This is a genomic window from Rhizobium sp. Leaf453 (assembly GCF_001425605.1).
GTDB lineage: Bacteria > Pseudomonadota > Alphaproteobacteria > Rhizobiales > Rhizobiaceae > Pararhizobium.
In genome coordinates this window covers 146,951-161,703 of record NZ_LMRG01000002.1, presented here as the reverse complement: position 1 = coordinate 161,703, position 14,753 = coordinate 146,951, and the positions used below count along the sequence as shown (strand labels likewise).

The 14,753-nt window shown below is 61.5% G+C and carries 15 protein-coding genes and 1 riboswitch; of the genes, 5 read left to right on the top strand and 10 right to left on the bottom strand.

Going from position 1 to position 14,753, the window contains the following annotated elements:
- Positions 1-109 precede the first annotated feature (109 nt).
- From ASG68_RS05430 to ribB, 4 genes are all read left to right on the top strand, one after another.
- Positions 110-1,042, top strand: a complete 933-nt coding sequence (locus tag ASG68_RS05430; RefSeq protein ID WP_062585249.1) for a substrate-binding domain-containing protein — start codon at positions 110-112, stop codon at positions 1,040-1,042.
- Between the two features lie 26 nt (positions 1,043-1,068).
- Positions 1,069-2,556, top strand: a complete 1,488-nt coding sequence (locus ASG68_RS05425) for a sugar ABC transporter ATP-binding protein (RefSeq protein ID WP_062585247.1) — start codon at positions 1,069-1,071, stop codon at positions 2,554-2,556.
- 13 nt (positions 2,557-2,569) lie between these two features.
- Positions 2,570-3,358 (top strand): SDR family oxidoreductase, encoded by a 789-nt coding sequence (locus ASG68_RS05420; protein ID WP_062585835.1) that lies wholly within the window; start codon positions 2,570-2,572, stop codon positions 3,356-3,358.
- A gap of 87 nt (positions 3,359-3,445) precedes the next feature.
- Positions 3,446-3,589: riboswitch (FMN riboswitch) on the top strand.
- A 109-nt stretch (positions 3,590-3,698) separates the two neighbouring features.
- Positions 3,699-4,322: a 3,4-dihydroxy-2-butanone-4-phosphate synthase gene (gene ribB, locus ASG68_RS05415; RefSeq protein WP_062585245.1), complete on the top strand. Its 624-nt coding sequence runs from the start codon at positions 3,699-3,701 to the stop codon at positions 4,320-4,322.
- 55 nt (positions 4,323-4,377) lie between these two features.
- On the opposite strand, the gene ASG68_RS05410 is transcribed toward ribB, so the two are convergent.
- The 10 genes from ASG68_RS05410 to ASG68_RS05365 form a co-directional block, all read right to left on the bottom strand.
- A complete protein-coding gene (locus ASG68_RS05410; RefSeq protein WP_062585243.1) occupies positions 4,378-5,661 on the bottom strand; it encodes an L-fuconate dehydratase in 1,284 nt (427 codons plus the stop codon).
- A gap of 58 nt (positions 5,662-5,719) precedes the next feature.
- Positions 5,720-6,454, bottom strand: a complete 735-nt coding sequence (locus tag ASG68_RS05405; RefSeq protein WP_062585241.1) for an SDR family oxidoreductase — start codon at positions 6,452-6,454, stop codon at positions 5,720-5,722.
- A 23-nt stretch (positions 6,455-6,477) separates the two neighbouring features.
- Complete coding sequence (locus tag ASG68_RS05400; protein ID WP_062585239.1) at positions 6,478-6,930, bottom strand: MaoC/PaaZ C-terminal domain-containing protein; 453 nt, start codon at positions 6,928-6,930, stop codon at positions 6,478-6,480.
- 13 nt (positions 6,931-6,943) lie between these two features.
- Positions 6,944-8,014 (bottom strand): Gfo/Idh/MocA family protein, encoded by a 1,071-nt coding sequence (locus ASG68_RS05395; RefSeq protein ID WP_062585238.1) that lies wholly within the window; start codon positions 8,012-8,014, stop codon positions 6,944-6,946.
- Positions 8,007-8,336: an L-rhamnose mutarotase gene (locus ASG68_RS05390; protein ID WP_062585236.1), complete on the bottom strand. Its 330-nt coding sequence runs from the start codon at positions 8,334-8,336 to the stop codon at positions 8,007-8,009. The genes ASG68_RS05395 and ASG68_RS05390 overlap by 8 nt, the downstream gene beginning before the upstream one ends.
- 3 nt (positions 8,337-8,339) lie before the next feature.
- Positions 8,340-9,458: a mandelate racemase/muconate lactonizing enzyme family protein gene (locus tag ASG68_RS05385; RefSeq protein ID WP_062585234.1), complete on the bottom strand. Its 1,119-nt coding sequence runs from the start codon at positions 9,456-9,458 to the stop codon at positions 8,340-8,342.
- A 1-nt stretch (position 9,459) separates the two neighbouring features.
- Positions 9,460-10,557 (bottom strand): ABC transporter ATP-binding protein, encoded by a 1,098-nt coding sequence (locus tag ASG68_RS05380; RefSeq protein ID WP_062585231.1) that lies wholly within the window; start codon positions 10,555-10,557, stop codon positions 9,460-9,462.
- A gap of 3 nt (positions 10,558-10,560) precedes the next feature.
- Complete coding sequence (locus tag ASG68_RS05375; protein WP_062585229.1) at positions 10,561-11,427, bottom strand: carbohydrate ABC transporter permease; 867 nt, start codon at positions 11,425-11,427, stop codon at positions 10,561-10,563.
- 13 nt (positions 11,428-11,440) lie between these two features.
- Complete coding sequence (locus ASG68_RS05370; protein WP_062585833.1) at positions 11,441-12,337, bottom strand: carbohydrate ABC transporter permease; 897 nt, start codon at positions 12,335-12,337, stop codon at positions 11,441-11,443.
- 124 nt (positions 12,338-12,461) lie between these two features.
- Positions 12,462-13,778 carry a hypothetical protein gene (locus ASG68_RS05365; RefSeq protein ID WP_062585226.1) on the bottom strand — a complete coding sequence of 439 codons (1,317 nt, stop codon included), beginning with the start codon at positions 13,776-13,778 and terminating at the stop codon, positions 12,462-12,464.
- A gap of 161 nt (positions 13,779-13,939) precedes the next feature.
- On the opposite strand from ASG68_RS05365, the gene ASG68_RS05360 reads away from it, so the two are divergent.
- Positions 13,940-14,728, top strand: a complete 789-nt coding sequence (locus tag ASG68_RS05360) for an IclR family transcriptional regulator (protein WP_062585224.1) — start codon at positions 13,940-13,942, stop codon at positions 14,726-14,728.
- Positions 14,729-14,753: the final 25 nt, after the last annotated feature.

The following is a 14,753-nucleotide window of genomic DNA, read 5'->3' as shown; positions in this document are numbered from 1 at the left end:
CTGGAGCGTGGCGAGGGGCTGAAAACGGTTCGCAATGGTGCGGACCGGCAAAAGGGAAGGTGGCACCTGTAAGCGCAGGAGATCACCGGGTAACTCGGAGGAGAACCATATGAAACTGTCCAAATTGCTGCTCGCAGCCACCGCCGCTTCCATGCTGGCACTGCCGGTAACGGCTGCCGAAATCAAGAAGATCGGCCTTGCCGTTCCGAACCTGCAGGCCGACTTCTTCAACCAGATCAAGCTGGGCGTCGAAAAGTACGCCAAGGAAAAGGGCATCGAAGTCATCGTCGTTGATGCGAAGAACGACACCAACACCCAGGTCAGCCAGGTGCAGGACCTGATGACGCAGGACATCAACGCATTCATCTATATCCCGGCCGGTGCTGCCGCTGCCGCCGTCCCGACCCGCCTTGCCCGCGAAGCCGGCATTCCGGTCATCAACGTCGATCGCGTTCCCGAGGGCGCACCGGGCGACACATTCATCGCTGGTGAAAGCGTCGAATCCGCCTATCAGGTGTGCAAGCACATCATCGAAAAGGCTGGCGGCAAGGGCAAGATGGCGATCATCCACGGCCAGAAGGGCACGACGCCGGAAGTCGATCGCTTCACCGGTTGCAAGCGCGCCATCGACGAGAATTCAGGCGTCGAACTGGTCGATCAGCAGTGGAGCCAGATGTGGTCGGCTGACGAAGGCTTCTCGATTGCCCAGAACATGCTGCAGGCCAACCCGGATATCACCATCATCTTCGGTCAGGCCGATGGTCTCGCCATGGGTGCCGCCAAGGCTGTCGATGTTGCCAACCTCTCCGACAAGGTGATCATCGGCGGTTACGACGGCGACGTCTCGGCTCTCGAATATCTGGCGAAGTGCAAGGGTCCGTTCATCGCAACCGCGACCCAGAGCACGCAGAAGATGGGCGTTCTCGCCGTTGAATCCGCAATCGCTGTCGCTGCCGGCCAGAAGGTCGAGGAGCGCCAGACCCCGAATGCGGTTCTGACGACCTGCGAAAACGCACCGGAATTCGTCAAGAGCCACCCGTAATCCGTCCTGATGCGAAAGGCAGCGCCATGACGACCCGCTCTCCCATCCTCTCGCTCCGTGGGGTTCAGAAATCCTACGGTCCGATCAAGGTTCTCCATGGTGTCGATCTCGACATCTATCCGGGGGAGGTCGTGGCACTGCTCGGTGAAAACGGCGCCGGAAAATCGACCCTGTCGAACATCATTTCCGGCACTGTCCAACCGTCCGCAGGAGATATGACCTGGTCGGGGGCGCCCTACGCCCCCGCCAACCCGCGTGCCGCCATCGATGAAGGTGTCGGCATGATCCACCAGGAGTTGAAACTGCTCCCCAAGCTCTCGATCGCCGAAAACGTCTTCGTTGGTCGCTATCCGATGAAGGCTGGGCGGATCGATCGCAAGGGCATGGAGGAGCGGGCGCGCAGTGGCCTGAAGAGGCTCGGGCTCGACGTTTCGCCCGATCGTCTGGTCGAGGGGCTGTCGACGGGAAAACAACAGCTCATCGAAATCGCCAAGGCGCTGACGCTGAATGCGCGGCTTCTCATTCTCGACGAGCCGACAGCCGCACTCGGCGGGGAAGAAACGCAACTTCTGTTCCAGCAGATCGCCCGCCTGAAGGCGGATGGCGTCGGCATCATCTACATTTCGCACCGGCTCGAGGAAATCCGCCAGATCGCCGACCGCATCGTCGTCATGCGAGACGGCGCCAAGGTTCAGGAATTCGACAGGGGCGATGTGCCGATCCGCACGATCGTCGAGGCCATGGTAGGCCGTTCGCTGGAACGGATGTTCCCGGCGCTCCCGACGCCGTCCGATCACGTGGCGCTTGAGGTTCGTGGCCTGTCTTCGCCCGCCAACACGTTTCGCGACATCAATTTTTCCGTCCGCAAGGGTGAGGTCTTCGGCATTGCAGGCCTGATGGGCGCCGGCCGCACCGAATTGGTTCGCGCCATCACCGGTGCCGACCCGATCTCGGCCGGCGAGGTTCTGCTGCACGGCAAGCCGGTCACACCGCGCTCTCCCATCGATGCGATCCGCAATGGCATCGTTCTGGTGCCGGAGGATCGCAAGCTGCAGGGCGTGGTTCTCGATCACTCGATCGCGGAAAACATCGGCTATGCCAATCTCCGCGAAATCTCACGCAACGGCTGGATCTCGTCGCGCCGCATCCGCGAATTTGCTGACGGGTTCATCCAGCAATTTGGCGTCAAGGGACGCGGCGGGCAGAATGCCGGCGAACTGTCCGGCGGCAATCAGCAGAAGGTGGTGCTGGCCAAATGGCTGGCGCGCAAGCCGCAGGTGGTCGTTCTGGACGAGCCGACGCGCGGCATCGATGTGGGCGCGCGCTCGTCCATCTACGATCTCATCATCAATCTCGCCCGCGAGGGTGTCGCCGTGATCGTGGTCAGCTCAGACCTTGAGGAAGTGCTGGGCGTGTCCGGCCGCATCATGGTCATGGCCCAGGGAAAGCAGGCCGGTATCCTCAACCGTGAAGACGCGAACGACGTCTCGGTGATGGAACTGGCGACGATCTGAAAAGGAAATGTTTATGTCTGACATCACGCTCAATGCGCCGAAGCTGTTCGATCTCTCCGGAAATGTCGCGATCGTGACGGGTGCGGGCAGCGGTATAGGCCAGCGTATCGCGATGGGGCTTGCCCAGTGCGGCGCCGATGTCGCGCTGCTCGACCGGCGTACCGACGATGGCCTTGCCAACACAGCCGATTTCATCGCGCGGGCAGGTCGCCGCAGCATCCAGATAGCGGCCGATGTGACGAGCAGTGCGGCGCTCAATGACGCCGTCGCGCGCATCGAGGCCGAACTCGGCGTGCTGACGCTTGCCGTCAACGCCGCCGGCATCGCCAATGCCAATCCGGCGGAGGAGATGGAAGAGAGCCAGTTCCAGACGATGATGGACATCAACCTGAAGGGCGTCTTCCTGTCCTGCCAAGCGGAAGCGCGCGCCATGCTGAAATCCGGCCGCGGCGCGATCGTCAACATCGCCTCCATGTCCGGCGTCATCGTCAACCGTGGCCTCAACCAGTGCCACTATAATGCGTCCAAGGCCGGCGTCATTCACATGACCAAGTCGATGGCGATGGAATGGGTCGATCGCGGCATCCGCGTCAACACGATCAGCCCCGGCTACACGGCGACGCCGATGAACACCCGGCCGGAAATGGTGCACCAGACCAAACTGTTCGAAGAACAGACGCCGATGCAGCGCATGGCCAATGTCGATGAAATGGTCGGGCCTGCCGTCTTCCTGCTGTCTAATGCGGCAAGCTTCGTGACTGGCGTCGATCTGCTGGTCGATGGCGGCTTCTGCTGCTGGTGATGACGCTTCCGAAGCTCGTTCGGTTATTTTGAACAGATCGTTGCAATTTTTTTGCTTGAACAGGCCTCTCGCCTCAAGCTATTGAAAGAATGTTCTCAGGGCGGGGCGAAACTCCCCACCGGCGGTATCCGGAGCGATTCGGGAGCCCGCGAGCGCCTTCCAATGGAAGGGTCAGCAGATCCGGTGCGATGCCGGAGCCGACGGTTAGAGTCCGGATGGAAGAGGACAAGTCTGTGGAACCGCTCGTGTGAGCGGTGCCTGGGCCTGTTCGCCCAAGGGATGAATGGCGGCTGAAAGCCGTGGTTTAACGCTGTAACCGGCACCCTTGAAAGGCAATGAAATGGCAGTCTCGAAAATTGAAGATGCGATCGCGGCTCTTGCGCGCGGCCAGATGATCGTGGTGGTGGATGACGAGGACCGCGAGAACGAAGGCGACATCATCGTTGCGTCCGAAGCGGTCACCTCCGAGTCGATCGCCTTCATGATGAAATACGCGCGCGGACTGATCTGCGTGGCGATGGAAGGCCAGCGGTTGGAAGCACTGGATATCCCGCTGATGGTTCCGCAGAACACCGAGCTGCACAAGACCGCCTTTACTGTCTCCGTCGATTATCTGCCGGGCACGACCACCGGCATTTCCGCGTCGGATCGCGCAGCAACCGTCAAGGCTCTGATGGATCCCGCCGCGCAGCCGGCGGAATTTGCCCGCCCGGGTCACATTTTCCCTCTGCGTGCTCATCCCGGCGGCGTTCGCGCCCGCCCGGGCCACACGGAAGCTGCGGTGGAACTGTCGCGTCTGGCCGGAATGGCGCCGTCGGGCGTCATCTGCGAAGTGGCGAACGACGATGGAACGATGGCGCGGCTGCCGGATCTCCTAGTGTTCGCAGAGGAGCACACGATGCCCCTCGTCACGATCCAGGATCTGATTGCATTCGTCAGCCGGGATACGGCTGTCGCAGCTTGAGCGCAAACGGAGCGGGCGGGCCGATCAGAGCCCGCCGTCTTCGGCCATACTCGCCTTATGCTACCGGCTGAAAGGTATAGGCCGCTATCGACTCCGGCTTCATCTCGATCGAGAAGCCCGGCAGTGACGGCGGCATATAGGCGGCGTTTTCGATGCGGCAGGGGTCGAGGAAATGCTCGTGCAGATGGTCGACGAATTCGATGACGCGGCCGTCCTTTGTGCCGGAGATCGCGAGATAATCGATCATGGACAGGTGCTGCACATATTCGCAGAGGCCGACGCCCCCGGCATGTGGCCAGACCGGAAGGCCGAATTTCGCGGCCATCAGCAGGACGGCAAGCACTTCGTTGAGACCACCCATGCGGCAGGAATCGATCTGGACAATGTCGATCGCGCCGCCGGCGATCATCTGCTTGAAGACGATGCGGTTCTGGCACATTTCGCCGGTCGCGACCTTCACAGGATGAATGGCTTCGCGGATCGCCTTGTGGCCGGCAATATCATCCGGGCTCGTCGGTTCCTCGATGAAGAAAGGCTTGTAGGGCTGGAGTTCCTTCACCCAGTCGATGGCCTGGCCGACTTCCCAGACCTGATTGGCGTCGATCATCATGTAGCGATCGTCGCCGATCACCTCGCGGGCGATGCGCAGGCGGCGCTTGTCGTCCTCCAGATCGCGGCCGACCTTCATCTTGATATGGGTAAAGCCCTGATCGACGGCCTCCTGGCAGAGCCGGCGCAGCTTCTCGTCCTCGTAACCGAGCCAGCCGGCAGAGGTCGTGTAGCAGGCGTAGCCTTCCTTTTCGAGCGTGGCGATGCGTTCGGCCTTGCCGGCTTCCGCCTTCTTCAGGATGGCAAGCGCCTCATCCGGCGTCAGGGCGTCCGTCAGATAGCGGAAGTCGATGATATCGAGGATTTCCTCGGGGCTCATCTCGGCAACCAGACGCCAGACGGGCTTGCCGGATTCCTTGGCGAGCAGGTCCCACACCGCATTGACCACGGCGCCGGTCGCCAGATGCATCGCGCCCTTGTCCGGGCCGATCCAGCGCAACTGGCTGTCACTCGTCACATGACGCCAGAAGCGGCCGGGATTTTCGCGTACCCATTCCAGATCCAGGCCAACGACCAGATGCTTCATCGCCTCGATCGCGGCGCAGCAGATGTCGTTGCCGCGACCGATGGTGAAGGTGAGGCCATGGCCTTCCAGACCGTCCGTATCGGTGCCCAGGATGACATAGGCGGCCGAGTAATCCGGATCGGGATTCATGGCGTCCGACCCATCGAGGCTCTGCGAGGTTGGAAAGCGCAGATCGAGCGAACGGAGGCTGGTAATCTTGGTCATGGGATGGCCCTTGGTCTATGGTTTCACCGTCGATCGTTCGCCGGCGGTCGTGAATGCTTCAGATGGTCCAGCCGCCGTCGATGGCGTAGGCCTGTCCGGTCGTGTAGGTGGCGCAGGCGAGATAGACGGCGAGATCGGCGATTTCCTCCGGTGTGCCGATCCGGCCGATCGGCTGGCGAGCGATGAAGGCGGCGCGCATGGTCTCGTAATCGCCCTGGGCCTTCAGGCGGTCCTGCAGGGACGGGCTTTCGACGGTGCCTGGGCAAATGCAGTTGCAGCGGATGCCCTGGGCGACATAATCGGCGGCGACGGATTTGGTCAGGCCGACGACGGCGGCCTTGGTGATGGTGTAGGCAGCGCGGTTCGGCACGCCCTTCACGCTCGAAGCGACCGAAGCCATGTTGATGATCGCCCCGTCCTTCTTCTCCAGCATGGACGGCAAAACCGCGCGGATGGTGCGCACCATGGCGCGAACGTTGAGGTCGAAGGCGAAATCGAGATCCTTGTCCGGCATGTCGAGGATGGAGCCGGCGTGAACGAAACCGGCGCAGTTGAACAGCACGTCGAAGGGGCCAGCCTCGGATACAACGGTGCTAACGGCTGCATCGTCGAGCACATTCAGGATGCGGGTCTCGATGCCAGCCTCTCCATCCAGGGCCTTCAACGCCTCGGCATTGATATCGGTGGCGACGACGCTCGCACCGGCGCGGGCAAAGGCCAGCGCGCTTGCGCGGCCGATACCCTGGCCGGCTGCGGTGATGAGGACGCGCTTGTTTTCGAGGGAAAGCGACACGGGTGGCTCCTTCAATGTTCGGCTCAGGCGGTGGCCGGCCGGCGTTCGACGATGTAGATGTGGTCGGCGGCGAGCACGACCTCACCCTTCTGATTGATGACTTCCGTGCGTTCGATAACACGGCCATGGGTCGCGCGTTTCGGATCATCCTCCTTGCCGGTGATCGTAACGCGCGTGTGGATCGTATCACCGATGAAGACCGGTTTGATAAAGCGCATGCGGTCATATCCATATGAAAATGCGACGGGATTGATGACGCTCGCGGTCAATCCCACGCCGATGGCAAAGACCATCGTACCGTGGGCAATGCGCTGGCCGAACGGCTGCGTCTTCATGAACTCGGCATCCATATGGTGCGGGAAGAAGTCGCCGGTATGGCCGGCATGCACGACGAAGTCCGTCTCGGTGATCGTACGCCCGCTCGTCTTGCGTCCCTCGCCAATTTCGTAGTCTTCAAAATATTTGACCTGTTCCATGTCTGGTTCCTGTTCAGGGCCGGGCGGCGAGCGGCGTAGCGGGGGCGGCACTGGAGGCATAGGCGGCCTCGACGAGCGCCATTGTCATCCACGCATCCTCGACCGAAGAGACGAGTTCGGCATCCTCACCGGTAACGAAGCGCTGGAGATTGGCCATGCGGCCGACAAAGGCATCTGGGAACCATGTTCCCTCAAGCGCCACCGGCACCCAGCCATCGCCACCCTTCGAGTGGATTTCCAGAATGTCCGACTCGCCGCGCGGATAATCGAGATTGACGCCAAGCTGGAGATAGGCCGCACCCTCGGTTCCCGAAACGCGAAACTCGCAGGCCTGATGCTTGCGGCCGAACTTGTGATCGTGATTGATCGACAGCGCGCAGCGGACGCGATCGCCGTAATCGAGGATCGCGGTGGTGCGCGTCTGCGCCATCCTGTGGTTGGGGTGGCCGATTGACTTGGCGTGCACACCCTGCGGATCGCCCAGAATCTGGCGGATGGCGTCGAGATAGTGGATCGAGTGCATGGCGATCTCGATGCGTGGCAGACCTTCGAGAAAGGACCACAGTTCCCACGGCGTATCGAGTGCCAGATAGACGTCGAAATCGACGACCTCACCGAGCAGGCCCTTGGCGATGGCATCCTTCAATACCAACAGCATCGGCGCGAAGCGGAGCTGGAAATTGACGGCCGCCTTGAGCTTCTTGTCTCTGCAGATGTGCAGGATTTCCGTTGCCGCTTTAAGGTCCGAGCCCATCGGCTTCTGGATCAGCACAGCCGCACCGTCCGGCAGAGCCGCGAGCACCTTCGCATGGGCAGCCGGCGGCGTGGCAAGATCGAAGATCGCGCCTTCAACGGACGCCGCTTCCTCGACCGTGCGATAGGCCACAACGCCCCATTTTTCGGCCAATGCCTTGGCCTTGTCGTGATCGGGGTCATAGACCCCGGCAACCGGAAAACCGCCCTTGCGATAGGCCGGATAATGGGCGTCGCCGACGATCGAGCCGGCGCCGAAGGTGACGATCGGGCGGGGATTTGACGGCAGGGGCCAGGATTGGGCGAGCGATGTCGGGTTGAAATCAGGCATGGAAGAACACCTCTTCCATGCCTGCCCACCACTCGCCTTCCTTGCGGGTGTCGAGCGGCGTTTGGCAGGGCATGCAGACGGCCCACCATTCCTGCGTCTTCGGATCGGCTGCCATCTTCGCCATGTCGGCGGCATAGTCGGTGCCGTGATATTCGAAGAAGGAGAACAGCAGGTTCTCCGGCTCTTTCAGGAAGATCGAGTAGTTACGTATGTCGCAAGCGGAGATCATCGCCAGAATGTCCGGCCACGCAGCCGCGTGCAGGCGCTTGTATTCCTCGATCTTCTCCGGCTTGACGCCGATCACCATGCCGATGCGCTGCATGTTTCAGGCTCCCTTGCGGATTTCGCGCTCGAACTCGGAGATCGAGCGTGCGCGAATGGCGTCCCAGTCCCAGTCTATGCCAAGGCCCGGCACCGTCGGCGCCAGTGCCATGCCGTTCTCGATCTGCAGGCGCGAGGTGGTGATATCGTCGAGCTGCGGGATGTATTCCACATATTTGCCGTTCTGCACGGCGCAGGTCAGGCTGACATGCAGTTCCATCAGAAAGTGCGGGCAGACCGGCATGTCGAAAGCCTCCGCCGCATGCGCCACCTTCAGCCAGGGCGTGATGCCGCCGATACGGCCGGCATCGACCTGCACGATGGAGCAGGCACCCTTCTGCATATATTCGCGGAAATGGCGGATCGAATAGAGGGATTCACCGATGGCAATCGGCGTCGATGTGGACTGGTTGAGGCGCACATGGCCATCGATATCGTCGGCCGGCAGCGGCTCCTCGATCCAGCCGAGATCGAGATCGCGCAGGCGCTCGGCCCGGCGGATCGCCTCGTCGACAGAAAAGCCCTGATTGGCGTCGGTCATTATCTCGTAGCCGTCGCCAACCGCCTTGCGGACGGCTGAGAGACGCGCGACATCCTCGGAGCCATGCGGCTTGCCGATCTTCACCTTCGAGCCGGTAAAGCCTTGTGCTTTGGCGTCCAGCGCGTCCTCGACCAATGCTTCCACCGGAATATGCAGCCAGCCGCCTTCGGTCGTGTAGAGCGGGCAGCGGTCCTTGGCGCCGCCGGCGAGCTTCCAGAGCGGCAGGTTCTGTTTGCGGGCGCGCAGATCCCACAGCGCGGTGTCGATGGCGGCAAGCGCGATCGAGGTGATGGCGCCGATCGTCGTTGCGTGCGTTGCGAACTCGAGTTCGTGCCAGATCGCCTCGATCTGATCCGCATCGCGACCGATAATCCTTGGCACCAGGTGATCGGCGAGCAGCCGCATGACGGAGGAACCGCCGGTGCCGATCGTGTAACTGTAACCGGTACCGACTGCGCCGTCGCTGTCGGTGATGGTGACGAGCGGCGTTTCCTGGCTGACGAAGCTCTGGATGGCGTCCGTGCGTTCGACCTTTGGGCGAAGGTCGACCATTTTCAGTTCGACGCGTTCGATCTTCGCCATGTCAGCCTCTCAGCGTGCGGCCGCTTTCGCGGTCGAAAAGATGGGCCTGGGAGAGGTCGAAGCAGAATGGCAGCGTTTCACCCGGCGAAAGCCGCCGCGGATTCAGCATGCGGCCGACCCATTCGGCGCCAGCAAAATCGGAGAAGACCAGCGTTTCGTTGCCGAGCGGTTCGGTCAGGATGACGCGGAGGTCCTGCTTGTGGACATCGGCGTCCTCACCGGAATGAATGCCGTGGCCGGCGGGGTAGAGATCGTCCGGCCGCAGACCGAAGGTCACCTTCTGGCCGGCCGTCACACGATCCTTGAAACGTGCTGGCAACGGTAGGCGGTCGCCGTTGGTGAAAACGAGCTGTCCATCGACGACTTCGGCGTCCTTCAGGTTCATCGGTGGCGAACCGATGAAGCCGGCGACGAACTTCGACTGCGGCCGTTGGAAGACATCCTCCGGCGTGCCGACCTGCTCGATATAGCCGTCGCGCATGATGACGATGCGGTCGGCAAGCGTCATCGCTTCCACCTGATCGTGCGTGACGTAGATCACTGTCGACTGCACCTTGGCATGCAGCTTCTTGATTTCGACTCGCATCTGGGTGCGCAGTTTCGCATCGAGGTTCGACAGGGGCTCGTCGAACAGGAAGACATCCGGATTGCGCACGATGGCGCGGCCCATGGCGACGCGCTGGCGCTGGCCGCCGGAAAGCTGTGAGGGACGACGGTCAAGCAGGTGCGTGAGATCGAGCGTTTTGGCGGCTTCTTCCACCTGCGGCGCGATCTCCTCCGGCTTCTGGCCGGCGATCTTCAGCGAGAAGCCCATGTTCTCGCGCACCGTCATATGCGGGTAGAGCGCGTAGGACTGGAACACCATGGCGAGGTTTCGGGCGCGTGGCGGCAGGTCGTTGACGATGCGGCCACCGATCTTCAGGTTGCCGCCGGAGACCGGCTCGAGGCCGGCGATCATGCGCAGCGTCGTCGACTTGCCGCAGCCGGAGGGGCCGACCAGAGCGATGAATTCGCGGTCCGCCACCTCAAGATCGATGCCATGCACCACTTCGAGCGCGCCGTAGCGCTTCACCAGCTTTTCAAGGGAAACGGTTGCCATGGATTATCCTTTGACTGCGCCGGAGGTGAGGCCGGAAACGAGATGCTTCTGCACGATGAAGGTGAGGACGAGGGCCGGAATGATCATGATCACCGCCAGCGCACACATGCCGCGCCAGTCGATGGTGAACTCCGACGTATAGTCGAGCAGGCCGACCGGCAGGGTCTTTGAGTTGACGGAACGGGTGAGCTGCGAGGCGAGCGCGAATTCGTTCCACGAGGTGAGGAAGGCGAAGATGCCGGCCGATGCGATGCCGGGGCCGGCGAGCGGAAACTCCACCTGCCAGAAGGCCTGCCAGCGGGTGCATCCATCGATTTGCGCGGCCTCGGCGAGGTCCTTCGGCACCTGCCGGAAGAAACCGTCGATCAGCCAGATCGTGAAGGGCACGTTGAGCGCGACATAGGCGGTAATCAGGCCGAAATGCGTGTCGATGATGCCGAGCTTCGAATAGACGAAGAACAAAGGCAGCGACAGCGCGATGCCGGGCACGGTGCGCGTCAGCATCAAACCAAGGAAGATCGACGACTTCGCCTTGAAGCGGAAGCGCGCGAAGGCATAGCCGCCAGCCATGCCGATGGCGAGCGCGATCGCCGTCGAGGTGACGGAGATGATCAGCGAATTGCGGAAATATTCGATGATCGGGATGCCCCCTTGTCCGACGCCGGAGAACATCGCGATATAGGCATCGAAGGACAGGTCCTGCGGTATCCAGACCGGCGGCTTTGCCATGATCTCGACTGTCGGACGGAAGGAGGCGAGCACGATCCACAGGCCGGGCAGGCAGATGACGGTCATCGCCAGGAACAGGCCGATCTTGTGGGCGGTGGAGAGAAGGATGCCGTTGATACGGGCTTTTGCGTTTTCGTTCATCTGACCACTCCTCCTACCATTCGGCCGCAATCTGGGTCCGCGCCGCCGCAAGCTTGCGGTAGAAATAGACGGTGAAGAGGATGGAGAGCAGGATCGCGACATAGGCCATGGCATTTGCAAGGCCCATGCGGGCATCGGCGTAAGCCGTGCGCGAGACGAGCGTCCAGAGCAGTTCGGTGCGCTTGGCCGGGCCGCCATCGGTCATGATCTTCACGATGTCATAGGCGCGGGCGACGTCGAGAGAGCGGATTGTCATGGCGATGTAGGCAAAGGGCATGATGAAGGGCCAGGTAACATAGCGGAATGTCTGCCAGGGGGTGCAGCCATCGACGCGCGCCGCCTCGATCGGCTCCTTCGGCATGGCAAGCAGGCCGGCCAGGATGAGGATGGCGAAGACCGAGGTGGACGACCAGATTTCAGCGACGAGGATCGCAAAGAAGGCAAGCGACCCGTCGATCAGCCACGGGATCGCCTGATCGGTCAGACCGAGCGACTGCAGCGCATTGTTCACGAGACCGATATTGTCGTTGAATATGAACTTGAACTGGAAGCCGACGAGGATCGGCGAAAACATCATCGGAAACATCATGATGGTGCGCAGCAGCCTTTGGCCGCGCGTCGCCTTCTCGACCAGCATGGCAAGGCCAAGGCCGAGCAGCATTTCGACATTGAGCGCGACGGTGAGCAGCAGCACGGTGCGGCCGAACGCCGTCCAGAACTCGATATCGGTCAGGATGCGCACATAGTTGCGGAAGCCGATCAACGTGAAAAGCGACGCCGGCTGTGTCAGCCGGAACGGCGTGAAGCTCGAATAGAGCGACAGGATCAGCGGAATGATAACAACGGCTGCGAGCACCAGAATGGCGGGCAGCAGAAGCAGAAACGGTGCCGGTGGCCTCCAGCCTTTCATATCGGCTTCTCCTGTCTTTACGAATGCAAGGAAAACCCGCCTGCCGAAATCGGCGGCGTTCCAGTTTTCCGAAATGTCATTAGGGGTGGCAAGTGGCGCCGCGATGCGGCGCCACAAGATGCGCTTAGAGAGCGCCGGCGTCCTCGAGGATCTGCGTGGCCTTCTGGGCGGCGGTATCCAGGGCTTCCTTCGACGTCTTGTCGCCTAGGATGGCGGCCTGAAGCTCCGGATAGACGGCGTTGGAGATTTCGATCCAGGACGGCGTCTGCGGAACGGCGAAGGCATGCTTCGCAGCTTCCTGGAACGCGCTCAGGACTTCCTTCTTGTACGGGTCGCTCTCGGCCTGCTTGATGTTGTAATCCCAGACGGCCGTGCGTGTCGGCAGCGGGCCGGCGGAGGATTCAAGCTTCTGGCTGTCCTCGTTGGTGAGGAACCAGACCAGCGAAGCGGCCGCTTCCTTGTTGGCGCAGCTTTCCGTGACCGAGAAGCCGTGGTGGCCCGACCAGCCCGTGCGCTTGCCGGACGAACCGGCCGGCTGCACCTTCACGCCGACATTGCCAGCGACCTTGGACGACTTCGGATCGTTGAAGAAGCTCGCCCAGCCAGGCCAATCGAGATTGACCGCGATGGTGCCGGACGCAAAGCCTTGTCCGAGATCGTCCCACAGATAGTTCGTGGTGCCGGCCGGAACGGCCTTTGCCTTGTAGAGATTGACGAACCAGTCGAGTGCGCGAACGCCAGCTTCGGAATTGAAGGCGGGCTTGCCGTCGGCGTTGAGATATTCGCCGCCCTCGGCCACGACCATTTCGTAGAAGCGGCCGTTGATGGCCTCTTCCTTGCCGGCATACTGCGTGCCGTAGAAATCAGGCGGGCTGGAGAAGAAGGTCGCCTGGTCCGTGACCTGCTGCCAGGTATCCGGCGGCGTCAGCTCGTAGCCGTACTTTTCCTTGAACGCCGCCTTCTTGGCTTCGTCCTGGTAGAGGCTCTTCTGGTAATAGAGCGCCGACACGTCGAACTGCGCGCGCGGCAGCATTACCAGCTTGCCGCCAAGCGTCGAGGACGAAATGTTGGCCGGCACGAAGGCGGCAATCTCTTCCTTCGGCAAGAGCGCGTTCAGATCCGTGTAGATATCCGGATACTGCGGTGCGAACGACGAATGGTTCGAGCCGACGCACCAGGTGATGTTGCCGGTCGCGATATCCGATTTGATTTCCTTGTCCAGCTCGAAGTGGTTCTTCTTCGAGAGAACGTTCACTTTCGCGCCGGTCGCCTTTTCCCACTCGGCGATGCGCGCGTAAAGCGCTTCATACTGCTGTCCACCGATGAGCTTTGCATCGATGGTTACGCCTTCGAATTTTCCCGGCAGATCCGCAGCGATAGCGGACCCAGACCATGCGCACATCACGGCGACAGCCGCGACCCCTGCTAGAAATTTCGACATCTTCTCCTCCCAATTTGGCCTAAGCCAGCCCTCACCAATGAGAACTTCATTCATATACAAACTATTTATTCATGCATCGTCAAGAGGAAACTGACATTTCCAGATTGTCAGGCCAAATTCCTGCGTATATGAATTAATCTATTCACAGGAGAGGTGGGCCGGTGTCTGAAGACGAAAGTGATCGCTACAGGGCACCCGCCCTCGACAAGGGCCTCGACATTCTCGAGCTGCTCGCCGCCGTCGATGGTGGTTTGACGCAGGCGGAAATCGCCAAGCGCCTAGACCGAAGCCCGAACGAATTCTACCGGATGCTGGATCGGCTAGTGCGGCGCGGTTATGTCACGCGCATCGATGGAGACCGGTTTTCCCTGACGCTCAAGCTGTTCGGTCTCGCGCAACTCCATGCGCCCGTGCGCCGGCTCGTATCCTTCGCCGTGCCGCTCATGCGCGAACTCGCCGAATCGTCCCGGCAGGCGAATCAGCTCGTGGTTTTCGACCGTGGCAATCCGGTGGTCATCGCCCAGCAGGAAGCGCCGGGTTACTGGGGGATTTCGATCCGTGTCGGCTCGCGTATCAGCCTTTTCGACACGGGGTCGGGCCATGTGCTGCTGGCCTTCCGTTCGCCGGCCGAGCGCGAGCGGATGATCGCCGAGAACATCGGCAGCAGTGGCGAAGATGCCCGTGTGACGTCGGAGTTTCTGGCGCGGCTCGATCTCATCCGCTCGCGCGGATATGAGATGATGCCGAGCGCCCAGACGGCCGGTGTCATCAACTTGTCCGCGCCGGTCCTGGGGGCGGATGGCACGGCCATCGCCGCGCTCACTGTCCCCTATATCACGCTGATCAACGCGCCGCTTGCCCCCGATATCTCCACGACGATCCATCTGCTCAGCGAAACGACACGCGGCCTTTCAGAGATGGCGGGAGCTGGTTTCAACGCCGGCGAATGAATTAAATTCGTATTTGAATAGGCAA